This is a genomic window from Alkalihalobacillus sp. MEB130 (genome assembly GCF_032335535.1).
In the GTDB taxonomy this organism is placed as follows: Bacteria; Bacillota; Bacilli; order Bacillales; family Bacillaceae_D; genus Halalkalibacter.
This window is the reverse complement of record NZ_JAOANA010000010.1, coordinates 83,021-106,591: the sequence shown is the minus strand read 5'-3', so window position 1 is coordinate 106,591 and position 23,571 is coordinate 83,021. Positions and strand designations below refer to the sequence as shown.

The following is a 23,571-nucleotide window of genomic DNA, read 5'->3' as shown; positions in this document are numbered from 1 at the left end:
CGTTAATACACGCACGCAAAAAAAAGCATACATGATCACAGCCACTTCCCTACGCTAGTATTAACTAGATCAGGTTTTAAGAGTTGAGGATAATCCTCTCTCAGTCACTTGACACCCCTAGTGGAATTTCGTTTTAATTTGTCTTTTGTATTATATCATAGTTTTTTATAGTGTAGGATTTTTTCTTACTTTTTCCAGTTTTTCAAACGAGCTTGCAACATGAATCAGCTTTTCTTCAGAAAAAGCCTTGCCTGTAAAGGTGATCCCGACCGGCTCCCCTTCTTCTGTATAACCTGCTGGAACCGTAATAGACGGGTAGCCCGCTTTTGCTGGGATAGCAGCACCGAGGTTATTCGGAAAAACTAGCACATCTAGGTCATGATTGCGCAGCGCGGCATCAATCCCGTTTTCGACTGAATGATATTGATCAAATTGAAGCGCTTCTAAATACTCGACATCTGTTAGCGTACCACTAGTTTGGTCTGATTTCGTCAGCAACGATTGACCATATTGCAAACGGTTCTTTGGATCTTCTAAGTTAAAACGAATCACATCACTGAGATTTTGAACAGGTAATTGACTACTCACACCTTGCAAATAGGCATTTAAATTGGCTTTAAATTCATATACTAACACGCCTATTGTCCACTTTTCTTTCGCTGATGGAATCGTAACATCTTCAACGATTACCGCATTTGCGCTCTTTAATTTCTCGATCGCTTCTGAAAGAACTGTTTGTTTTTCCTTCGTTAATTGGGTGAAAAATGGGTCTTTCGCGATCCCAATTCTAACTCCTTGTAGAGATGACGACGACTGAAGAGCCTCCAATAACTGTTCCGCCGAAAGTGGATTTTTCTTTGTCACAACATCCCTCTCATCTTCCCCCAGAATGGCCGCTAATACATAGACAGCGTCTTGAACACTACGAGCCATTGGACCGGCTGTATCTTGAGTATGAGAAATAGGAATTACCCCGTGGCGACTCACAAGCCCTACTGTTGGCTTTATTCCAACAAGACTATTTTGACTTGACGGACTTAAAATAGAGCCTGACGTTTCCGTCCCAATCGCTACAGCGGCTAAATGAGCAGCAATGGCCGCACCTGAACCCGAGCTCGATCCACCAACATCAAACGGCCCATAAGGATTTAATACTTGTCCACCCCTTGAACTAAAGCCACTTGGCATATTTTCTGTAGACATGAAATAGGCCCACTCAGACATATTCGTTTTTCCTAAGATGACCGCTCCAGCCTCTCGTAATTTTGTGACTAGGAATGCATCCTCCTTCGCATAATGTTCGGCCAATGCTAACGAGCCTGCGCTTGTGTGTTGTTTGTCTTTTGTATCAATATTATCTTTTAGTAGGACTGGAATTCCATGAAGTGGGCCTCGAACCTTTCCATTCATGCGCTCAGTATCAAGAGATTCTGCTATGTGAATAGCGTCTGGATTGACTTCTATGATTGAATTGATTTTAGGACCCGAACGATCAAGGCGAGCAATTCTGTCTAAATAAATAAGCACTAAGTCTTTAGCCGTTACTTCTTCTTTGGACATTCTTTCCTGTAACTCATCAATCGTCGCATCGAGGAACCAACTTTCTTCGATCTTCTGTAATCTAGGGTTAATCATCGAATAAACCTCTTTCCCAGCGTATTTTGTACTTTCATTATAAACGAATGTGAAGCGGTAGATCTATGATTGTTGTTTGAGTCAGTTTGCATACTGGATTTAGTTAAAACAAATGGCTGTTTTTTTATCAATTAGGTGGAAATGACGGGGTTCGTTCCATTGCGCTCCAGTCACTCGCTTTCCGCGGGGAGGTGCCGAGCCTCCTCGGCTACGCCAGAGGGGTCTCGCGCCTTCCTCTATTTCCCGCAGGAGTCGAGTGACTTCCTCTCCATTTCACTAAGAGGGAAAAACAAATACCAAAGCCACAATCATGAACAAAACAGCCAAACACAAAAAGAGAGACGAAATTTCGTCTCTCTTTTAAATCTTTTTAAACTGTCTTCTTCTTCCAAATACCTAAAACTAAAGCTGTTACAGCGGCACCTGCAAGGATCGCTAGTAAATACATGAACCAGCCACCGGATACTAGACCGATCACGAAGATTCCACCATGAGGAGCTGGTAACCCAATTCCAAATAGTGCCGTTAGTCCACCCGCTACGGCTGCTCCAGCTACGGCTGCAGGTATAACACGACCAGGGTCTGCTGCTGCAAATGGAATCGCACCCTCTGTAATAAACGATGCACCTAAAATATAGTTCGTCTTTCCAGCTTCTTGCTCTTGTTTTGTAAATTTACGCTTAAAGAATGTAGTTGCTAATGCAATCCCTAATGGAGGTACCATACCACCAGCCATTACAGCTGCATGTGGACCAAAGTTACCAGCATCAATCATCGCAATACCGAATGTGAAAGCCGCTTTGTTAATCGGACCACCCATATCAATTGCCATCATTCCACCAAGGATGATTCCTAGTAGAACCATGTTCGTCGTACCCATGCCACCTAACCAGCCTTCAAGGCCACGGTTAATCGCACTTAACGGTGTAACTAGAAGTAACATAATCATACCAGTAAAGAAAATATTGAAAACCGGATAAAATAAAATCGTTGTAATCCCGCTTAGTTGTTGTGGCAAACCAGCTAATACCTTCTTAACTAAAAGGGCAATGTATCCACCTAAGAAACCAGCGATTAATCCACCTAAGAAACCAGCATCGCCGTTAACAGCAATTAAACCACCGACCATACCAGCAGCAAAACCAGGACGATCAGCAATACTCATCGCGATAAAAGCAGCTAAAACAGGAATCATTAAGGCAAAGGCTGTACCTCCACCAATATCCATTAACATTTGAGCAAATTCATTATTAAGATCAATGTCAATCAAGAAAGAGAGGGCAATTAAAATACCACCACCAACAACGAATGGAAGCATGTTTGAAACACCATTCATTAAGTGTTTATAGAAACCTCCACCTGCTTTTCCTTTCTCTTGACCTTCATTTCCTCCAGAACCGCCAGATCCTTGATACACTGGAACATTACCCGATTTTGCTTGTTCCACAAGCTCTTTTGGACGGCGAATTCCATCTGTTACAGGAACTTCAATGACTTTCTTTCCAGAGAAACGATCCATTTCAATTTTCGTACTAGCCGCAACAATAATGGCTTGTGCATTGTTAATTTCCTCTGGTGTTAATTGATCTTTTACTCCACCAGAACCATTTGTTTCAACTTTAATAGACAATCCTTGCTTCTTCGCTTCATCCTTTAATGCATCAGCTGCCATAAATGTGTGAGCGATCCCCGTTGGGCAACCCGTTACCGCTAATAGATCGTATCCATCTTTAGCTGGAGTTTTTTCAGCTTCTTCTTTTTCTAATTGCTCTTCCTCTTTTTTATCAATGGCTGCAATGATGTCATCTTCAGATTTCGCGTCTAATAAAGCTTGACGAAATACTTCATCCATTAAAAATGTCGATAATCTTGATAATGTAGCAAGATGCGCTTCATTCGCCCCTGCTGAAGCTGCAATCATAAAGAACAAGTGCGTTGGTTGACCATCAAGTGCTTCATAATCCAAACCACTTTCTGAACGACCGAACGCAATGGCAGGTGTTTTTACAGCCTCACTCTTCGCATGAGGAATCGCAATCCCCTCACCAAGACCTGTTGTACTTTGCTCTTCTCTAGCTAAGATCGCTTCTTTATACTCAGATGCATTATTTAATCTTCCTGCAGCATCTAATTTATTTACTAACTCATCGATCGCAGATGCTTTGTCACTTGCACTCATCGTAAGAACGATCGTATCTTTCTTTAATAAATCTGAGATTCTCACCCTATTCCACCCTCTCTAATTCTTTAATGTCTATCTTACTCATTAAGCGCTCGATCTCATTTCTTTCTGCAAACCCTTTTGAAAAAGCAGTCGCACTTCCAGTTGCTACGGCAAACGTAAAGGATTCTTCTAATGACATTTTTTCTGTACGAGCTGCAAGAAAACCAGCGACAACAGAATCTCCCGCTCCGACAGAGTTCACAACCTCACCTTTTGGCGTGTTGGCAAAAAGGATGGTATCTTTCGTTCCAAGAATGGCTCCGTCACCAGCAAATGACACTAAAACAAATTCAATCCCTTTTTCAACAAGTTTTTTCACATAAGGGATGGCGTCTTTTGGTTCCTTTAATTTGGTCGAAAACAACTCACCAAGCTCATGGTGATTCGGTTTAATAAAAGTTGGGTTTTGATCAAGTACTTTCTTCATAGGCTCACCACTAGAATCAATAAATACCGTTGCTTTTCTAGCTATGGCACCTTTGCAAAGTACTTCGTAAATGTCACTTGGGATTGTTGCTGGAACACTACCAGCAAGAACAAGCGCATCGCCTTCTTTTAGATGAGATAATTGCTTTTGCAATTGCTCAAGGTTCTCGCTTGTAATTTCAGGTGACACCCCATTGATCTCTGATTCTTGTTGGCTTTTTACTTTTACATTTATTCTTGTATCACCAGTTACTTGAACAAAGTTGGTTGGAATCTCTTCGCCCTCAACAACATCTCGTATATATTCACCCGTAAAACCACCAATAAAGCCAAGAGCCTCACTCTTATGCCCTAATCTCTTTAACACCCTAGAAACATTAATTCCTTTTCCACCCGGAGCTTTATGATCATATGATGAGCGATTTACTGACCCAAGGTTCACTTGTTCTAACTCTACAAAATAATCAAGGGCTGGGTTTAAAGTAACGGTATAAATCATAGGCTAACCACCTCTAACGTTGTAATTTTTCTTAAGTTGCGACTATATTCTTCGTCTATTAGTGAGCTTGTTATTAGTGTGGCATCTTCTACATTTCTAAATTTACAAAATGATACTTCTCCAAACTTGGAGTGATCTGCCAATACATAACTTTGACGCGCACGTTTCATAGCACTTTCTTTTATAAAGGCTTCTTCGGGATCTGGAGTTGTATACCCATCATCTAGTGTTACGCCGTTGACACCAATAAAAGCCTTATCAAACCTAAACGTCTCAAGAGTTTGAATGGCACTTCGTCCAACAAATGCTCTTGTACCCGACTTCACTAATCCGCCGATAACATGTGTTTCTATACCCAAATCAAGTAATGCTGAAATATTCGTTAACCCATTTGTCACGACCACAACTTCCTTTTCTTTTAAAAAGGGAATGATCTCAATGGTACTAGTTCCGGCATCAAGGAAAATACAGTCTCCATCTTCTACAAAGGAAGCTGCTCTTTCTGCGATCCGCTTTTTTTCTTGACTGTTTTTGATCGTTTTCTCAGCTATAGTTGGTTCATCTAACTTTTTTTGAAGCAGTGTTGCCCCACCATGAATACGCTTTAATTTCTTAGCTTGTTCAAGATCATTCAAATCTCTTCTTATTGTTGATTCAGATGAATTGGTTTCATCAACTAGCTCCTGTATTTTGACAGTGACTCGATCTTTCAATAAGGAGAGAATGAGTTGATGGCGTTCAATTGTTAACAAAATCATCACCTCATTATTTCTATAAAGGTAGTATACATTCATTTTCTTTCACAATCAATCATTTTCATCCATCTGTCACAAAAGGAAAGCGATAACCATTTTTAGGTTACCGCTTTCCTAATTTTTTATTAAGCAACATATCGCACTAGCCTTTTTTCAAATTCTCTTCAATTTCTTCCATTAACAAAGATAACTCCGTCCACCGTTCAATGGTTTCTTCGAGTTGCTTTTCTAATGCCTCTTTTTCCTGCATTTTTTCGTGAATAATGCCGTAATCACTACCTGCTTTGACGATTTCATTCTCAGCCATTTCAATCTTCTCTTCAAGCAACGTAATTTTATCTTCTATTTGATTCCATTCTTGTTGGTCTTTGTAAGAAAGCTTTTTTCTTGTTTCCTTTTTTGTTGGTTCTTGTTTACTAGAATACGTTTTTTCGTTTGCTTTTTCTTGCTCTATTTTATTTTGTTGAACGGAGAGGTAGTCCGTATAATGACCTTGAAACCTTGAAACGACTCCCTCTCCTTCAAATACAAGCAAATGATCAACAACTCGATCAAGAAAATAGCGATCATGGGAGACGGTTATAACAACGCCTGGAAACTGATCCAAATAATCTTCTAGTACAGAAAGTGTTTCCGTATCTAAGTCATTGGTTGGCTCATCTAAAAACAATACATTCGGTTCAGTCATTAAGACTCTTAGTAAATAAAGTCGCCTTCTCTCGCCACCAGATAAACGGCGAATATACGTATATTGCATAGATCTTGGAAAAAGGAATCGTTCTAACATTTGTTCTGCTGTGATGACAGAACCATCCACTGTATAGACAACTTCTGCAATTTCCTTTATATAATCGATAACTCGTAACGACCCGTCGATTTCCTCATCCTCTTGAGTATAATAGCCAATCTTAACGGTTTCCCCCGTTGTAATCTCCCCTTTATCTGGAGACGTTCGACCAGCTAACATATTCAACAACGTTGTCTTTCCACTACCATTTGGTCCAACAATCCCTAAACGTTCTCCTTTAACAATGAGATAATCTAAAGACCGAATAAGGATGCGTTCGTCATATTGTTTGGTTACCGCTTCAAGCTCGATCACTTGATTTCCTAGTCTTTTCGATCCAATTGCAAAATCAAATTCGCCACGACTAGAAAATCCTTCTTCTTCTTTTAGAGCTTCCACTCGTTGAATTCGAGCCTTCTGTTTCGTTGTTCGCGCTTTTGCTCCACGCTGCAACCACGCAAGCTCTCTTCTTAATATATTGGCACGCTTCTGATCTCTTTGTGCTTCCTGTTGTTCTCTTTCTGCTTTTTTTTCAAGAAACACTTGATAGTTTCCAACGTATTTAAATAATCGACCTTGGTCGAGCTCGTACATATGATTCGTGACACGATTTAGAAAATAACGGTCATGTGTAATAAGGATGATCGATCCTCGATACGTTGACAAAAACGTTTCTAGCCACTCAATCGTTTCATGATCAAGATGGTTCGTAGGCTCATCTAAGAGAAGCAAGTCTGCCGGTTGAATCAAAGCTTTAGCTATGGCAACACGTTTCTTTTGCCCACCAGAGAGTTGATTTACTTTTGCTTGATAGTTACGGATTCCTAGTTTAGATAAGATCGTTTTAGCGATTGTATTTGCTTCCCAAGCGTCAAGTTCATCCATTCTTTGCTGATATTTCATAAACTGTTTTTGATACTCGTCACTTTCGGGATTTGCTTCAAATAACAACAAACTTTGCTCGTATTCTCGCATCGTTTTCATCACTTTTGAATCTCCAAAATAGATGTGCTCCATTACCGTTAAATCTTCTTGTAAATCTGGTTGTTGTGGCAAATATTCAATTTGAAAATCATTGGCATGAATCAATTGTCCTTGATCTGCCGACTCTATACCCGCAATGATTTTAAGGAGGGTCGATTTCCCAGTTCCATTTACTCCAATTAACCCAATTCTCTCTTTTTCTCCTATCGTAAACGAAAGGTTATCAAACAATGTTTTATCCCCAAACGTTTTCGTTAAACCTTCTACCTGTAACATACTCATCACATTCCGTCCTTTGTCGCTAAACTTATCTTCTTATTTTAGCGTAACTTACTATTGCTTGCACCTTCTAAAAAGGAACCCTTGCTGTATTTTTATTAATACAACTTGTCCTGATAAAAATAATTAGGTGTAACCACGTCATCTTGATAGTCTTTATGAAAAATATGAGTTGTAGCCGGAGACATCGGCGGTATCAACCATGACCAAGTTCCCGTTACCGTCCTCCCGCTTTTTTCTTCTCGTTCTTCAAACTGCTTAAATTGTTTCGCTGCTGTATGATGATCGACTATACTCACTCCAGCTTGCTTAAACGAGTGTAAAACAGCTTTATTCAGCTCAAGAAGAGCATAGTCTTTCCATAAGGACGAATCTCTAGAAGTATCTAATCCCAATAGAACCGCCACTTTCGGCAGCGTGTCGTACCGTTTCTGATCAGCCAAGTCACGAGCCCCTATTTCTGTCCCCATATACCAACCATTAAAAGGAGCTGCTTCATAAGAAATCCCTCCAATTTCAAGTTTCATATCAGAAATAAAAGGAACACCGTACCATTGTAATTGAAGATTTGCGAATTCTTGTATTGTTGGATGAACAATGGGCACTTCAAGAATACATTCTTCTGGAATCGTAAAGAATTTGGGAGTTTTCTCGTTCACTTGAATGACTAAAGGCAAAACGTCATAAGGCGTTTGTTTTCCCTTCCAACCTAATGACTCACAATATTTTGTAAACAAAACAGAGTCAGGATCACCGATGATTCCTTCCTTCGTTTCGTAGCCCGCATAACGAATCAATTGATGATTTAAAATTCGAACATGAGCAGATTTAAATACTGTGATCGTTGGGATAATTCTTCCTTCATTTGTTCCGTACTGCATATGAAAAAAGAGCGCATTCGCTATCTCTTCTTCTGTTTCGAGCTCTCTCTCATCAAGAACATGCATCGATTCCCAAAACAATCGGCCAATACAGCGATTGCTATTACGCCAAGCCATTCTCGCTCCATGAGCTAGCTCTTCATATGTATGTGTATACGTTCCCGTCTTTTCGATCTCGTCTCTAATGTTGCTCATTCTTTGTTGAAAATCACTACGCTCTTTTCCTAGTTCTTTATAACAACTCTCAATAAATAGCTGAGCTTCTCTTTCTAACATGTATGGTACACCTCATTTATAACAATCCATTAATCTTATTGTAGGCGAGAAAAGCTATTTTACACAAATGAAGCTTATGAAAACAAAGAAAAGAAATTAGGGAGGCCATTGAAAAAGGTGCGATTTTCACCTTTTTCAATGGCCTTTAAGCAATGAGCAGAGCCGTTGCTTTGTTTTAAGCCTGCTACGAGTGGGTTTCTCGTAGCAGGCGCGCAACGTGTGAAGCCATTGCACTTCCCCGAATCTGCTTAAAGGAACTTTTTCAGTGGCCTCGAAAGCAAGTGCCTGCAGCGCAATGGAACGGTCACGATAAGGATACGTAATAAAAACCACAAAGTATACGAATAAGCCCTAAAAATAAAAAAGCCCTACAAGGTCTAACTAGACCTCATAAGACTCCTTCTATGAAAGCAGTGCAGAAATATCTTCTTCAATCTTTTCAGGTGCAACCGTTGGCCCGTATCGTTCTACGACGTTGCCATTTTGATCAACCAAAAACTTAGTGAAGTTCCATTTAATTTCTCCACTCAAAACACCCTTTTTCTCTTTTTTCAAATACTGATAAAGAGGATGTGACTGGCTACCATTTACATTAATTTTTGCAAATAAAGGAAAGGTCACACCAAAATTAAGCTGACAGACTTCTTCCATTTCCTGATCCGTAACAGGTTCTTGATTCATAAATTGATTACACGGAAAACCAAGTACAACCAGGCCACGACTATGATACTCTTGGTGTAACTTTTCCAACCCATTAAATTGTGGTGCAAGACCACACTTTGTCGCTGTATTAACAATTAGCATAACATGTCCTTTATACGCATCAAGACGTTGTTCTTCTCCATTCGGCTTTAAAACCGTATAATCATGAACACTCATCGAACCCCTCCTGTACTCGAGTATAGGCTCATTATACTGTAGAAATGAGATCCTTACCTAGTTGTACGCCTTGCAAAATCAACAAAGCGAAACTTATCAGGACGGTGTCTTGATTCTGTATATTGAAACATCGTCGCATCATCTAAATAGACATGGCTTTTCACGACAACGATCATGTCATAACCATTAAGATCAAGTAGCTCACGATCTTCTTCGGTTGGTTTTTCTACGGTAATTTCCTTTTTGGCAAAGCTAATCGTCAATCCTAATTCTTTTTCTATATAAGCATAAATGGATTTTTCACAGATTTCTTTCGTCAAACCCGGAACAAACGATGAGCGTAAAAAATCTTTATCTAAGATGATTTTTTCATGATCAATTTCTCGAACCCTTGTAACATTCCAAATAGAATCGGCTTCTTTTAATTGAAAGTATTCTTGTAAGTCTTCTGACATCAACCTTTCTTCCAATGTAACAACGTCGGTCGTAGCACGTTTTCCCATTTTATCTGCCAGTTCTCGAAAGCTCACAAGTCCTGATATCGGAAAATTAATTTTTGTAATGTCCAATACAACCGAACCTTTTCCTTGCATCTTCTGAATATAGCCATGTTCAGAAAGTAACTTTAATGCTTTTCGAATCGTCTCTCGAGATGCATTGTACGTTTCGGCTAATTCATTTTCTGAAGGAAGAAGTTCGCTCGCCTTCAAGATTCCATCTTGAATTTGTCTCGATAAATCATCATAGATCATTTGAAATTTATTTTTTGTCATAATACCACCCAGTTTAGTGTATCACGATTATTTATAGTAATAAACGAGAGACTCATACGGACGTAACTGAACCGTTTGTGTTAGTGGTTGTTTCTCATCATAATTAGATAAAAGCAGTTGACAGTCACTACTAATGTCCTTCCATTCTCGAGGAACATCAAACGTACAGTCTCTTCCATAGAAATTGTTAACAACCAAAGCTTTTTCATCCTCACTTACTCGTTCATAAACAAAGAGTTGAGGATGGTCTTCCAGCAATAGACGATAGTTTCCTTCGGTAAAAATGTCATACTGTTTGCGTAATTGAATTAGCTTTTTATAATGATAGAAGACAGAAGACTCATCAGCCACTGCCGCTTCAGCATTGATCTCTTTGTAGTTAGAGGCAACAGGAATCCACGGAGTACCTGGCGTAAATCCAGCGTTCTCCTCTTGATTCCATTGAACAGGAGTTCTAGAATTATCTCGAGACTTTCTTTTGATAATTTCCATAATCTCATGTTCCGCTAACCCTTTTTCTTTCATAATACGGTAGTAATTTAATGTTTCAACATCTCGGTAGTCATCAATCGATTCAAAGCCTGGATCCGTCATCCCAAACTCTTCACCTTGATAAATATACGGCGTTCCTTGCATAAGGTGAATGGTTGTTGCGAGCATTTTTGCCGATTCATTATGATAAGTCGTATCATTTCCGTAACGAGTCACGATTCTCGGCTGGTCATGATTACACCAGAAAAGAGCATTCCACCCTCCTCCTTTGCTCATTTCAACTTGCCATTTCGTGAGAATTTGCTTAAGAGCTAGGAAATCAAAGTCAGCGATCGCCCATTTCTCTCCGTTCGGATAATCGACTTTTAAATGATGAAAATTAAACGTCATACTAAGTTCTTTGCTTGCTGGATTCGAGTACTTAATACAATGTTCGATTGAAGTCGAAGACATCTCGCCCACTGTCATACTATCGTATTTAGATAATACTTCTTCGTTCATTTCTCTTAAAAATTCATGAACTCTTGGTCCATCTGTATAAAACTTACGTCCGTCTCCCGGAGCTACACTGCCATCATCATTAGGAAACGATTGATCTTTTGAAATTAAATTTATAACATCTAAGCGAAATCCATCTATGCCTTTTTCAAACCAAAAATGCATCATATCATAAACATGCTGACGCAACGTTTCATTTTCCCAATTTAAATCGGCTTGTGTCACATCAAACAAATGCAAATAATACTGTCCTGTCTTTTCATCATATTTCCACGCATTTCCGCCAAACTTTGACTGCCAATTCGTCGGCTCTGCTCCGTCCACAGGGTCTTTCCAAATATAAAAATCACGGTATGGGCTTTCTTTTGATTGTTGGGATTGTTTAAACCAATTATGTTCTGTCGATGTATGATTCACGACTAAATCCATGATGAGCTTCATTCCGCGTTGATGCGTTTCTTCTAGCAGTCGGTCAAAATCAGCCATCGTTCCATACTCTTCATGAATGGAATAATAATCAGATATATCGTATCCATTGTCTTTTTGAGGGGAGGCATATACTGGAGTGAGCCAAAGTACATCTACTCCTAAGTTTTTTAAGTAATCTAGTTTTTCAATGATCCCTTGAAGATCTCCAACACCATTCCCCGTAGTATCATTAAAACTCTTTGGATAAATTTGATATACTACAGATTTTCTCCACCATTCTTTCATGTTTAAAGCACCTTCCCTTATCGCTATCTACGTTGTTTACTTTTAGTATCTTCATTCAACAAGCATAAATCCCATGAATTCATTTATTTATCAGTCTTTATCTTGTATATACAAGTTTACTTGTTTTTCATATAAAACACAAGTGACCCATGCTGTCGTAAGGCCCGGTTTGAAGCATTGAAATAACCAAAAGCACATCAATTTCATTCCATTGATGTGCTACGGTTTTTAAGATTGTTACTTCTTTAAAGTAATAGTTAAAATATCTGTTTCTGATTTTTGTATTTCTATTTGTGGTTTCTTTTCCATCGTTTCAACGACTTCATCTGTGTTCGTTATAATAATCGGTGTAATGGTACTCGCCGCTTTTTCGCGAATGATTTCTAAATCAAACTGAATTAATTTGTCTCCTTGCTTTACTTTGTCTCCAGCTTTCACAAAACTTTCGAAGCCTTCTCCGTTCAAATTGACCGTTTCTAAACCAATATGAATTAATACTTCCAAACCAGATTTAGCTTTGATCCCTACTGCGTGTTTTGTTGGAAATACTTGAACAATCTCCCCATCAATCGGGCTTACCACTTCCCCTTCTGCCGGCTCAATGGCAATTCCATCTCCCATCATTTTTTGCGCAAAGACTGGATCAGGCACTTCTGCTAAGTCTAGTGTTTTGCCTGTAATAGGTGCTGTTAACGTTTCTACTTTGCTTTCTTTTTTTCCAAATAAACTTTTAAACATGAGAATCTCTCCTAATTGTTTTTCGCTTTCAACTGTAATGTACAAGGGTGTCCTAAAGTCAAAACAGACCTTATTTGGACACCCCCATTCATTCTTATTTTCCTAAACGCTTATAAGCATTAACACCCATTTTTGTTTTAGCTAAAACAAATGTTAGTAATATCGGTACAACTATAGCTACAACCATCGCTACGGCAAACATTAGCATGTGCTGTACTTGTATCGATAGGATTCCAGGTATACCACCAACACCTATAGAGTTAGCCATTACCCCACTACCAACCGAAATGATAGCCGCTAACGACGATCCTATCATCGCTGCTAGGAACGGGAATACATAGCGTAAATTAATCCCAAACATCGCAGGTTCCGTTACTCCTAAATAACATGAAATCGCTGCAGGGACGGAAACTTGCTTTTCTTTTTCATCTCTTCTATTTAAAATAATCATCGCCACAACGGCAGAACCTTGAGCAATATTCGATAAAGCAATCATCGGCCATAAGTTCGTACCACCAAATTCACTCATTAGCTGTAAATCAATCGCATTGGACATATGATGTAGCCCTGTAATAACTAAAGGCGCATAAGCGAAACCAAATAGCGCTGCAAATAACCATCCAAACGCTGAAGTTAAACCTGAATACACAACATTCGAAACCCATGAACCAATTGTCCAACCAATTGGCCCTAATACAACATGTGCCACTAACACAGCTGGAATTAAAGCAAAGAACGGAACAAAAATCATTGAAACAACACTTGGGATCACTCTACGTAACCCTAGTTCTAAATAGGCAAGTACAAACCCGGCTAAAATAGCTGGAATAACTTGCGCTTGATACCCAATCATTTCAACTTGCGCGAATCCAAAATCCCAAACAGGAATGGCCTCTGCTCCTGGCACCCCGTAAGCATTAAGAAGCTGCGGAGAAACTAACGTGATACCTAACACAATACCAAGAATTTGAGTTGTTCCCATCTTTCTAGAGATCGCCCACGTTATCCCAACAGGTAAGAAGTGGAATATCGCTTCCCCTATCAACCATAAGAACGCATGAGCACCAGCCCAGAATTGAGAAACTTCAACTAATGTTTGTGTTCCCCCATTCATCATATTAATTTCGCCAATGACATTTCTAAAACCAAGAATCAGACCACCAACAACAAGGGCTGGGATTAACGGTGTGAAAATGTCAGCTAAATGCCCGATCAATCGCTGTAGGAAATTCATGTTTTGTTTAGCTGCTACTTTCGCCTCGTCTTTCGATGTATCGCCAACGCCTGCGATTTTCGTGAATTCATTATAAAAGGAAGCAACTTCATTTCCGACAATCACTTGGAATTGACCAGCTTGTGTGAATGTCCCTTTTACAATATCAATCTCTTCGACTTTCTTTATATCTGCTTCTTTCGGATCATTTAATACAAATCTCATTCTCGTTGCACAGTGAGTGACAACAGAAATGTTTTCGCTTCCACCAACATGTTCAAGCAACTGTTTGGCTGAATCTGTGTACTTGCTCATTTTTATCCCCCTCAAAATCTACTTAGAAACCTCGCATTTGTATATACAAGTTTGTTTGCGTTTTCATTCTAACTTGTATGTACAAGTATGTCAATGCATTTCTACTATATTTCGACAACCTTTTCATTTACGTATTTTGCCAACTAGCTTGCTACGCTATTCACCTTACTTTTCTAGCACACAAAAAAGCGATGTTCTCGAAAGAACACCGCTCATTTTAAATTTTTTTCAACAATAAATTCACACCTATTTTCTTACAGATCGTTACGTAATGTAAGAATGTAAGCAACACTGCTCCCATGTTCATTCCTAATATAATTCCATCCATTTGTAAGTGAGGGTTTGACCCTAACACATACATCATCGCAAATGAAAAAACTGTAGAGTATAGCGCATGAACAAAAGCATCTTTTACAAGCCCAAGTCCAATTAAGTAAGCTTGCATAGGAATGACGAAAAAGTGAAATAAAAAGTACGGGACTAATAACTGCAAATATCTGATCGCAGGGGAATTTTCAAAGAAAAGACTCGTTAATGGCTCGGCATAAAAGTAAAAAACAGCAACCGCTGGAATGCCATAAGCGGCTGTTAACAACATCACTTTTCGCAACAGTGTTCGCAACCTTGTTAAATCTCCCTTTGAATAAGCCTCTGATACCGTTGGAATGAGGACAATTAACAACGAATGAGCTATAAATGCAGGGAAAAATCCAATCGTGAAAGCAACACCAGCCATTTTCCCATACTGAACCATAGCAAGGGAATCAATCATACCAGCTCTTACTAGCGTTTCCTTGATAAAAAACGGTTTTATCGCAAACGTAGCAGCATGAAAAATCCTTAGACCAGTGGTTGGAATGGACACTTCTAATAAACTTTTTCTCACTTTGCTTCCAGAGAGTTGAGCACGCGGCTCCCTTTTCAACACACGCATTTGGATCAAAAAGGCGACAAATAAATAACTAAAAACTAGAAGTTCACTAGCAATTAATGTACATAACGCAACGAGTAACGCCATTTCTGCTTCAAACGTGGTAAAGGTAAATAAAATAACTAATAACAATAATTGACCAGCACGTCTTAGAAAATTAGCAAAAGCAATCTTGCCCATTCTCTGAGCACCCATGAAATAACCCCTAGCTACAGAAGAAAAAGCAATGATGGGGATTAGAAGTATGAACAACCATGGTACAAGCGGATGATACTTATCAAATACTGGAATGATAGGTAGCACCCAGATTGCAATCACCGTAAACACAATCGTGCAAATCGTAGCAAACCTTAAAGCATGCATCAACATGCTCCGGTGATAAATAACTTCCTTTTCAGCCACGAATTTTGAAATAGAGATAGGGAGTTCAAGACTAGCAATCACAACTATAAACAGGATTGTTGGTAAGATTGACATGTATAGCCCAAGTCCCTCTTCCCCTAGTTCTCTTGCCAAAACCATGTTTATAAGAAATTCAATACATTCACCAATAAAAGCAGCAACAATTAACAATAACGCACTTTTAAAAAAGATATTCATTGTTTCTCTCCCTTACACCCTGTCCATAAATTTATATGAGACAAGTTGCTAAAATATGGGTACAGAAAACAAATTAATATGTAATTACACAAAAAAACCAAGCTTGTACGCTCGGCTAGGACAATATGCTACTTATATCTGTCTGACGATATTGCTGAGGCTGCTTCAAGATTGAATGAAGAAATAGGATCAACGGGTAAAATAATCGTTACCTTCGTACCTATATTGATGCTGCTCTCGTACCTAAGCGTCCCTCCCATTTCCTCAATGATTCTAAATGATACCATTGTGCCCAAACCTGTTCCTTTTTCTTTCGTTGAATAGAAAAGCGTACCTATGTTAGCTAATTGGTCAGCCGACATCCCTTTACCGTTATCTGTAATGGTGATTTTAACAACCGTTTGGTCTTCTTCCACCGTTACAAGTACGTTTCCCTTTTCTGGTGTTGCCTCAACTGCATTTTTTATTATATTAATGAGTACTTGCTTAAACTGATTTTTATCACTTTTGATATAGATCTTGTTAGAAGAAGATTGAATGGATAATGCAACATTTTCTTTCAATGAATACGGAGTTAAGAAGCTTAGTATTTCTTTTAAAATTTGGTTCACTTCCATGTTCTCAATATTTTTAAATTGTGGTTTAGCAAAGTTTAAATAATCGCTTATAATTTGTTCTGCTCGATTCATTTCACAAAGAGCGATTTCAAAATAATTCTTTTTCTTTCCTTGCTCATCTTTCTGCATTAATTGCAAAAACCCTTTAACAACCGTCAACGGATTTCGGACCTCATGAGCAATTGAGGCAGCTAGTTCACTAATGGCATTTAACTTTACTGCTCTTTGCATTTCTATTTGAATACGTTTTCTCTCTAACAATTGTTCAAGCAATAGTGTTGCAAAACCAACCGCAATTAATAATGTAACTGTAAAAACGATCGTATAAAAAATGAAGTGTCCATGTTGTCTGTAAAGGTCACCTTTCATTTCTAGATAAATGGTTAAAAGTGTGAGTTGAGCAAGCGCTGGCCAAAATATTAAATTCATAGCGAAACGAACTCTTTTCCATTTATGAACGAGTTGATTGTAGCGATGCACAGCTAAAGAGAAAATAAAAGAAGACGTTAACGTAATCACATATCCAACTAAAAGCTGTTCTCCACCTATAAATGTTCTTGTCACAAGGATGACCCCACATAAAGCCCAACCTGCTTTTTTTCCTCCGTATAAAAAGGCAATCATTAACAACACATAACGTAAGTCCCAGTATAGACCATCTTCCTCAAATGCAAAGACGATACATAAAACAGCCGCAGCTCCTAAGAGAACAACCAAAATGGAATGTGCCTGCTTTTCTTTACGATCATTTAATAAGAGTGTTACAACCAAAATCGGCATTAAAACGATTAAGACATGTAACAGGAGTTTCTCTGCAATCATGTAAAGGCTCCCCTACCTTTTGTCCACACGCAGTGGATTCTTTTATGTTATCAGCATTATTCGACGTTTTTTAGAGAATCCCTGCAAAAAAATCGTAAAATTATGTAATTTAATGACAAATAAAAACGCCACTTTTATCGAATGCCGAAGAAAGTGGCGTGCTCTCCTTTAATATGACAATTCTTGCACCGAATCAACGATTGCATTGACGACAAGGTTCACTTCATCATCGTTAATAATAAGAGGCGGGGCGATGGTAAGTACGTTGTTATACCCCGCAACAGTGGCTCCATTCTTACCAATAATTATTCCTTTTTCTTTACAACTAGCGATGATTTTATTTAAAAATTCAACAGGTAGTGGAACTTTTGACACTTTGTCGGTAACGAACTCGACTCCAATTAACAAGCCTTTCCCGCGAACATCCCCTACTTTTGGATGCGACAAAAGCTTTGCTCTAAGTTGTTCTAACATCTGATCGCCTACCGTTTTGGCTCTAGTAAATAACCCCTCTTCTTCCATAATCTCAAGGTTTTTTAATGCTACTGCACAAGCGGCTGGATTTCCACCAAACGTATTTACATGCCGGAAATAGTCATATTCCTCTGATCCTTTAAACGTATCATAGATTTCTTTTTTTACTGCTGTAACAGATAAAGGCAAGTAGGCACTTGTCACCCCTTTTGCCATTGTAATAATATCGGGCTTTACCCCGTAGTTCATAAATCCAAATGGTTCCCCTGTACGACCGAAGCCACAAATCACTTCATCAACAATAAACAAAGCCCCTTTTTCACGACATACTTCTTGTACAGATTGTAAATAATCATCAGGTGGCATTAATATTCCTCCACCCGTAATAATAGGCTCCATGATTACAGCTGCAACCGTTTCTTCTAGCTCCCACGTGATCATCTGTTCAATTGCCTTTACCTCATCACGCTCTCGACCTGACTTGGCAGGATCAACAGGGGAACGGTACGTGTCCGGTGGAGGTACATGCAAAAAACCCGTCGTCAGTGGTTCATATTTATATTTTCGTTGTGCTTGGCCCGTAGCAGCAAGCGCGCCCATCGTATTTCCATGATAGGAACGATATCTTGATATAATCTTATAACGGTTCAACTCCCCTTTTTGCTGATGATACTGCCTTGCAATCTTAAATGCCACTTCATTTGCTTCAGACCCACTATTCGAGTAGAAAAGAACATAATCTCCCCCTAATAACTCATTTAGCTTCTCCGCTAATTCAATAGCAGGGTTATGACTATGCGTAAGCGGAAAGTAAGCAAGGTGTTTCATTTGCTCATAAGCAGCCTTGGCTAACTCCTCTCTTCCATACCCAATATTTACACACCACAGACCAGACATAGCATCTAAATATCGATTCCCTTCCTCATCCGTTACCCATACTCCTTTTGCTTCTTTCGCAATTAATGTGTTAGTTGGATTGTACGGTTTCATAGCATGCCATACATAAGCCTCGTCTTTCTTTTGACTCAAACTTGTTCGTTCTGAATTAGACATATTGATTCCCCCTTTATCCTTTTACATTTTATTTAGCTCGACAAGATTTTAGACACGTTTCCTATTTCTTTCTAGTAAACTGTCATTATATGTAATTCTATCTTAAAAAAAGGCGCTCTTAAGGAAACATCCCTTAAGAACACCTCTACACCCTTTGATTTATACATTTTGCTTTTCCATCATTTTCGTTGCAAAGTATTTTCGTGCGTCGGCTGTTTTAATATGAAGTTGAATAAAGTCTACTTCTTCTTGTTTTTTACCTTTTGAAAAATCAACAAATGCACCGCTTAAATTTTCTGTAACGTTTGTAATTTCGTATCCTTTCTCCAACAATAGATCGATATTTTCACGTTCAGTTAAAAACTGTTGATAATCCGACAAGTCTTACACCTCCTGTAATGATGAATTCAAATGTGATTCAGACTTTCCAAACTTTTGACGTTTTACATACTGCCCTGTGCCTTCTGTCCCTACAAAAGACTTTTCACGAATCACGAATTCACCTCTAGAAAGAACACTGACTGTTTCCCCCGTCACTTTCATGCCTTCAAAAGGATTGTAATCAACCGCCATATGATGGGTGCTTGCGGAAATAACACGTTCTACATTTGGATCAAACAACATTAAGTCAGCATCCGTTCCTACTGCTATTGTGCCCTTTTTAGGGAACAGACCAAACAACTTTGCAGATCGAGTCGAAGTAAGGTCAACGAATTGCTGCAACGAGATTCTTCCTTTTTTCACTCCTTCTGAAAACAAGATACTAACGCGATCTTCAATAATCGGTCCTCCATTTGGAATTTTAGTAAAGTCTCCTTTACCGAGATCCTTTTGACCATTAAAATCAAACGAGCATTGGTCTGAACCTAATGTTTGAAGCTGTCCTGTTTTTAACGCATTCCAAAGGGCATCTTGATGAGATTTTTCTCTTAAAGGTGGTGACCAAACATACTTGGCACCCTCAAAATCTGGCTTTTCTAAATAGGTTTCATCAAGCACTAAGTACTGAGGGCATGTTTCCCCATATACTTGGATTCCTTTTTGGCGTGCTTCCGTAATCTTCTCAACTGCTTCTCTACAAGAAACATGAACAACATATAGCTGCGAGTCGGCTAAACCAGTTAACTGAGCAGCACGACCTGTTGCTTCTCCTTCGATTTCAGAAGGTCGTGTTTTTGCATGATAGATTGGATCTGTCTGTCCATTGGCTAATGCCTGTTTTGTTAGGTATTCAATGACATCGCCATTCTCTGCATGAACCATAACCAGACTTCCAAGATCTTTGGCTGCAATCAGTGTGCGGAATAAGGTTTCGTCATCTGCTTGGAACACATTTTTATAGGCCATAAACACTTTAAACGACGTAATCCCTTCCTCATCGATAACAGATGGAAGCTGCTCGAGTACTTTGTCATTTATTTCACCAATCATTAAATGAAAACTATAGTCGATCACGGCTTTATCTTGGGACTTGGCATGCCAGCGATCGATAGCAGCTTGAAGTGGTTCTCCTTTATTTGTTAAGCAAAAATCAATAACGGTTGTCGTTCCACCAAATGCAGCAGCTTTTGTTCCTGTTGCAAAATCATCCTTCGTCACGGTTCCCCCAAAAGGCATTTCTAAATGCGTATGTGGGTCTATTCCACCTGGAAAGACATATAGCCCCGTTGCATCAATTACCTCCGCTCCCTCTACAGGTAAATTTTTTCCGATAGCTACAATGGTTTCTCCTTCAATTAAGAGATCTGCTACATATTCATCTGTTACTGTGACAATCGTTCCATTTTTAATGATCTTCTTCATCTTTTTCTCCCTCCGTTATGCATTTACTTTAATTTCTCCACTAATGATTGATTGTCGCTCATTCCAGGTCATAGAAGGCAAACCTGTTTTTAATTCAACCATGTCGATTGCTCCATCAACGGGACAAACGATCGAACAAAGATTACAACCTACACAATCTTCTTCTCTTACCTTTAAATACTTGTTGCCAGAAGGATCTTTTAACATATCAATACATTGGTGCGATGTATCTTCACAAGCGATGTGACACTTGTTGCAATTGATACAGGTGTCCGGATTGATTCTAGCAACAATCTTATGATTCAGATCAAGATCACCCCAATCGGAATAGCGTTTCACCGATTGACCGACTAATTCTCCAACAGAGGAAAGACCTTTTTCTTCTAAATAATGAGAGAGTCCATCAATCATGTCTTCCACAATGCGGAAGCCGTGGTGCATAGCGGCTGTACACACTTGCACATTGGAAGCTCCCATTAACATAAATTCAACAGCATTTTTCCAGTCTGATACCCCTCCCATGCCAGAAATCGGTACAGAAACTCGTGGATTTCTTGCACATTCTGCAACCATATTTAGAGCAATCGGCTTAACCGCAGGGCCGCAATATCCTCCATGCGCCCCCTTTCCCGCAACATGAGGAATTGTATTCCAAGAATCAATATCCACTCCTGCTAAACTATTAATTGTGTTAATCATACTAACAGCATCCGCACCACCTTGTACGGCGGATTCAGCTGTGACTGTAATGTCCGTTATATTCGGTGTTAATTTAACAATAACAGGCGTTTTTGCTACTTCTTTTACCCAATACGTTTGCCTTTCTACTAATTCAGGTACTTGACCTGAAGCGGCTCCCATTCCTCTTTCCGCCATCCCATGCGGACAGCCAAAATTTAGTTCTAATCCATCCACTCCAACGTCTTCCACTCGTTTGACAATCTCATGCCACTTCTCTTGTTGTGGCTCAACCATTAAGGATGCAATAATCGTATGATTAGGGAAACGTTTCTTCGTCTCAGCAATTTCCTTTAAGTTCACTTCTAAAGGGCGGTCTGTAATAAGTTCGATGTTATTAAAGCCCGCTACTCTTTGACCATTAAAACTAACTGCAGCAAATCTAGACGATACATTAAGAATAGGATCCCCCAACGTTTTCCAAACAGCTCCACCCCAACCCGCTTCAAATGCCCGTTGCACTTGGTAACCTGAGTTCGTCGGTGGTGCCGATGCTAACCAAAATGGATTTGGTGATGTAATGCCAGCGAAATTTGTTTGTAAATCAACCATTCTATCTCCTCCATTTCTTCGTCTAGGCCGTTTCACTTGCAAGTATTGTTTCTTGTTTATGAATGTGATAGGCAACTAACTTCCCTTGCTGAGCTGCCGAAACAACCATGGCCTCTCCTTGTCCCTGGCCAAAAATAACATCGCCACATGCAAATACTTTTTCATTAGATGTTTGGTAAGAGTCGTTGTTAATGTCAACAACCCCGTCACTGTGCTTTAAGCCAAACTGTTCAATCAGATTGATATATCGCGACTGACCAATGGCGCGTATCACTGCATCAACTTCAAGAATAAATTCTGAACCTTCTACTTCAATCGGACGCCTACGCCCATCCTCGCTCGGTTCACCTAACTTCATTTTGATACACTCAAGACCCGTAACGTTACCTGAAGCATCCGATATAATCTTTTTCGGTGATGTTAACCATTTGAACTCTACTCCTTCTTGTTTGGCAAACTCGAATTCGAAAGGATAAGCTGTCATCTCTTCAGCTGTTCGACGATAAACAATCGATACATTTTCAGCACCTAAACGTACGGAACATGTGGCTGCATCTATTGCCGTATTTCCTGCGCCAATAACGGCAATCTTTTTTCCTATATATTGTTCTGATAATGTTCCAGATTTTGTTTCTTTCACAAACTCAATGGCATCTAGTACCCCCTCCGCATCTTCACCCTCTATCCCTATATGCGGAACGGATGCCATCCCAATGGCAAAGACAACTGCATCATAATTTTGGATTAGCTCATCAGCTGATACATCAACTCCGACTCTAGTATTTGTTCGAATTTCCACATCTAGACTTTTTACTTGGTCGACTTCCCAGAAAGAAACAGCTTGCGGCAAACGGAACGAAACAATTCCATATGTATTTAAGCCACCCGCTTCTTTTTCCGCTTCGAAGATTGTAACTTGATAGCCTAATAGAGCCAATTCACGAGCAGCTGATAAACCAGCTGGCCCGCCACCTACAATGGCTACCGTTTTGCCATTTTTTTGACCCGCTTTAAATAATGCTTGTTCATTTTTCATCGCCCAATCTGTGGCGTACCTTTGTAAGTTTCCAATCATAATAGGCTTCGTCGAATGGTTCAAAACACAAGACCCTTCACATAACTCTTCTGTCGGACATACTCTCGAACAGCTTGCACCAACTGGATTTTCCATCATAATCGTTTTTGCTGAACCTTTTACATTGCCAGATGCAATTTTCTTAATAAAGGATGGAATGTCAATACCGGTTGGACAAGCCTGTATACAGGGAGCATCGTAACAGTATAAACATCGACTCGCTTCCTCTAATGCCTCTTGTTTCGAAAGACCGTTATCCACTTCTTGAAAGTTTTTTTCAAGGTTGCTAAGCAATTGATTATTTACACTCGCACTCATGTAATAGACCTCCTTATTCGACTAACAGAATGTAGTAATGAAAAAGGCCAAACACCACCAAACAATCTGACCTTTTACTAACTAAATTTGGAAAAACTATTTGTTCGTATCCTATCATATCTATAGCGTTTTCACTTCTACTTCGGAAGGTTTCATTACACATTTTCTAAATATTCACAAAAATAACTCAGAAGGTTTCTCTTGCACATAAAATATCCCG

18 protein-coding genes and 1 riboswitch are annotated in these 23,571 nt (G+C 39.3%); all 18 genes read right to left on the bottom strand.

The genetic code is table 11. The features are described 5' to 3' along the window. Nucleotides 1–29: 29 nt before the first annotated feature. Nucleotides 30–129: riboswitch (TPP riboswitch) on the bottom strand. Between the two features lie 36 nt (nucleotides 130–165). Continuing rightward, the gene (locus N0O92_RS11835; RefSeq protein ID WP_315614867.1) at nucleotides 166–1,635 is read right to left on the bottom strand and encodes an amidase family protein; all 1,470 of its coding nucleotides are present in this window, start codon (nucleotides 1,633–1,635) and stop codon (nucleotides 166–168) included. A 370-nt stretch (nucleotides 1,636–2,005) separates the two neighbouring features. Beyond that, nucleotides 2,006–3,859, bottom strand: a complete 1,854-nt coding sequence (locus tag N0O92_RS11830) for a PTS fructose transporter subunit IIABC (RefSeq protein WP_315614866.1) — start codon at nucleotides 3,857–3,859, stop codon at nucleotides 2,006–2,008. Nucleotide 3,860: 1 nt separating this feature from the next. Then, on the bottom strand, nucleotides 3,861–4,784 hold the full coding sequence (gene pfkB / locus N0O92_RS11825; RefSeq protein ID WP_315614865.1) for a 1-phosphofructokinase: 924 nt from the start codon (nucleotides 4,782–4,784) through the stop codon (nucleotides 3,861–3,863). Continuing rightward, the gene (locus tag N0O92_RS11820; RefSeq protein WP_315614864.1) at nucleotides 4,781–5,536 is read right to left on the bottom strand and encodes a DeoR/GlpR family DNA-binding transcription regulator; all 756 of its coding nucleotides are present in this window, start codon (nucleotides 5,534–5,536) and stop codon (nucleotides 4,781–4,783) included. The genes pfkB and N0O92_RS11820 overlap by 4 nt, the downstream gene beginning before the upstream one ends. Nucleotides 5,537–5,681: 145 nt before the next feature. After that, the gene (locus N0O92_RS11815; RefSeq protein WP_315614863.1) at nucleotides 5,682–7,592 is read right to left on the bottom strand and encodes an ABC-F family ATP-binding cassette domain-containing protein; all 1,911 of its coding nucleotides are present in this window, start codon (nucleotides 7,590–7,592) and stop codon (nucleotides 5,682–5,684) included. A gap of 95 nt (nucleotides 7,593–7,687) precedes the next feature. Continuing rightward, nucleotides 7,688–8,746 (bottom strand): nitric oxide synthase oxygenase, encoded by a 1,059-nt coding sequence (locus N0O92_RS11810; RefSeq protein WP_315614862.1) that lies wholly within the window; start codon nucleotides 8,744–8,746, stop codon nucleotides 7,688–7,690. A 402-nt stretch (nucleotides 8,747–9,148) separates the two neighbouring features. After that, complete coding sequence (locus tag N0O92_RS11805) at nucleotides 9,149–9,625, bottom strand: glutathione peroxidase (RefSeq protein WP_315614861.1); 477 nt, start codon at nucleotides 9,623–9,625, stop codon at nucleotides 9,149–9,151. Nucleotides 9,626–9,678: 53 nt separating this feature from the next. Further along, the gene (gene treR, locus N0O92_RS11800; RefSeq protein ID WP_315614860.1) at nucleotides 9,679–10,398 is read right to left on the bottom strand and encodes a trehalose operon repressor; all 720 of its coding nucleotides are present in this window, start codon (nucleotides 10,396–10,398) and stop codon (nucleotides 9,679–9,681) included. Nucleotides 10,399–10,425: 27 nt separating this feature from the next. Then, a complete protein-coding gene (gene treC, locus N0O92_RS11795; RefSeq protein ID WP_315614859.1) occupies nucleotides 10,426–12,102 on the bottom strand; it encodes an alpha,alpha-phosphotrehalase in 1,677 nt (558 codons plus the stop codon). A 237-nt stretch (nucleotides 12,103–12,339) separates the two neighbouring features. Next, the gene (locus N0O92_RS11790) at nucleotides 12,340–12,840 is read right to left on the bottom strand and encodes a PTS sugar transporter subunit IIA (protein WP_315614858.1); all 501 of its coding nucleotides are present in this window, start codon (nucleotides 12,838–12,840) and stop codon (nucleotides 12,340–12,342) included. A gap of 94 nt (nucleotides 12,841–12,934) precedes the next feature. After that, complete coding sequence (gene treP, locus N0O92_RS11785) at nucleotides 12,935–14,368, bottom strand: PTS system trehalose-specific EIIBC component (protein ID WP_315614857.1); 1,434 nt, start codon at nucleotides 14,366–14,368, stop codon at nucleotides 12,935–12,937. 217 nt (nucleotides 14,369–14,585) lie between these two features. Further along, on the bottom strand, nucleotides 14,586–15,899 hold the full coding sequence (locus N0O92_RS11780) for a polysaccharide biosynthesis protein (protein WP_315614856.1): 1,314 nt from the start codon (nucleotides 15,897–15,899) through the stop codon (nucleotides 14,586–14,588). A 128-nt stretch (nucleotides 15,900–16,027) separates the two neighbouring features. Continuing rightward, nucleotides 16,028–17,338, bottom strand: a complete 1,311-nt coding sequence (locus tag N0O92_RS11775) for an ATP-binding protein (RefSeq protein WP_315614855.1) — start codon at nucleotides 17,336–17,338, stop codon at nucleotides 16,028–16,030. A 168-nt stretch (nucleotides 17,339–17,506) separates the two neighbouring features. Further along, nucleotides 17,507–18,865 (bottom strand): aspartate aminotransferase family protein, encoded by a 1,359-nt coding sequence (locus tag N0O92_RS11770; protein ID WP_315614854.1) that lies wholly within the window; start codon nucleotides 18,863–18,865, stop codon nucleotides 17,507–17,509. Between the two features lie 159 nt (nucleotides 18,866–19,024). Then, the gene (locus tag N0O92_RS11765) at nucleotides 19,025–19,246 is read right to left on the bottom strand and encodes a hypothetical protein (RefSeq protein ID WP_315614853.1); all 222 of its coding nucleotides are present in this window, start codon (nucleotides 19,244–19,246) and stop codon (nucleotides 19,025–19,027) included. 3 nt (nucleotides 19,247–19,249) lie between these two features. Further along, complete coding sequence (gene hydA, locus N0O92_RS11760) at nucleotides 19,250–20,668, bottom strand: dihydropyrimidinase (protein ID WP_315614852.1); 1,419 nt, start codon at nucleotides 20,666–20,668, stop codon at nucleotides 19,250–19,252. Between the two features lie 15 nt (nucleotides 20,669–20,683). Further along, on the bottom strand, nucleotides 20,684–21,958 hold the full coding sequence (gene preA, locus N0O92_RS11755; protein WP_315614851.1) for an NAD-dependent dihydropyrimidine dehydrogenase subunit PreA: 1,275 nt from the start codon (nucleotides 21,956–21,958) through the stop codon (nucleotides 20,684–20,686). Nucleotides 21,959–21,980: 22 nt separating this feature from the next. Continuing rightward, nucleotides 21,981–23,351: an NAD(P)-dependent oxidoreductase gene (locus tag N0O92_RS11750; protein WP_315614850.1), complete on the bottom strand. Its 1,371-nt coding sequence runs from the start codon at nucleotides 23,349–23,351 to the stop codon at nucleotides 21,981–21,983. Between the last annotated feature and the right edge of the window lie 220 nt (nucleotides 23,352–23,571).

Bases quoted from the DNA above. Each gene is read 5' to 3' on its own strand.
- N0O92_RS11835 (WP_315614867.1), bottom strand. From the start codon at position 1,635: ATGATTAACCCTAGATTACAGAAGATCGAAGAAAGTTGGTTCCTCGAT.
- pfkB (WP_315614865.1), bottom strand. From the start codon at position 4,784: ATGATTTATACCGTTACTTTAAACCCAGCCCTTGATTATTTTGTAGAG.
- N0O92_RS11815 (WP_315614863.1), bottom strand. From the start codon at position 7,592: ATGAGTATGTTACAGGTAGAAGGTTTAACGAAAACGTTTGGGGATAAA.
- N0O92_RS11810 (WP_315614862.1), bottom strand. From the start codon at position 8,746: ATGTTAGAAAGAGAAGCTCAGCTATTTATTGAGAGTTGTTATAAAGAA.
- N0O92_RS11805 (WP_315614861.1), bottom strand. From the start codon at position 9,625: ATGAGTGTTCATGATTATACGGTTTTAAAGCCGAATGGAGAAGAACAA.
- treR (WP_315614860.1), bottom strand. From the start codon at position 10,398: ATGACAAAAAATAAATTTCAAATGATCTATGATGATTTATCGAGACAA.
- treC (WP_315614859.1), bottom strand. From the start codon at position 12,102: ATGAAAGAATGGTGGAGAAAATCTGTAGTATATCAAATTTATCCAAAG.
- N0O92_RS11790 (WP_315614858.1), bottom strand. From the start codon at position 12,840: ATGTTTAAAAGTTTATTTGGAAAAAAAGAAAGCAAAGTAGAAACGTTA.
- treP (WP_315614857.1), bottom strand. From the start codon at position 14,368: ATGAGCAAGTACACAGATTCAGCCAAACAGTTGCTTGAACATGTTGGT.
- N0O92_RS11780 (WP_315614856.1), bottom strand. From the start codon at position 15,899: ATGAATATCTTTTTTAAAAGTGCGTTATTGTTAATTGTTGCTGCTTTT.
- N0O92_RS11775 (WP_315614855.1), bottom strand. From the start codon at position 17,338: ATGATTGCAGAGAAACTCCTGTTACATGTCTTAATCGTTTTAATGCCG.
- N0O92_RS11770 (WP_315614854.1), bottom strand. From the start codon at position 18,865: ATGTCTAATTCAGAACGAACAAGTTTGAGTCAAAAGAAAGACGAGGCT.
- hydA (WP_315614852.1), bottom strand. From the start codon at position 20,668: ATGAAGAAGATCATTAAAAATGGAACGATTGTCACAGTAACAGATGAA.
- preA (WP_315614851.1), bottom strand. From the start codon at position 21,958: ATGGTTGATTTACAAACAAATTTCGCTGGCATTACATCACCAAATCCA.
- N0O92_RS11750 (WP_315614850.1), bottom strand. From the start codon at position 23,351: ATGAGTGCGAGTGTAAATAATCAATTGCTTAGCAACCTTGAAAAAAAC.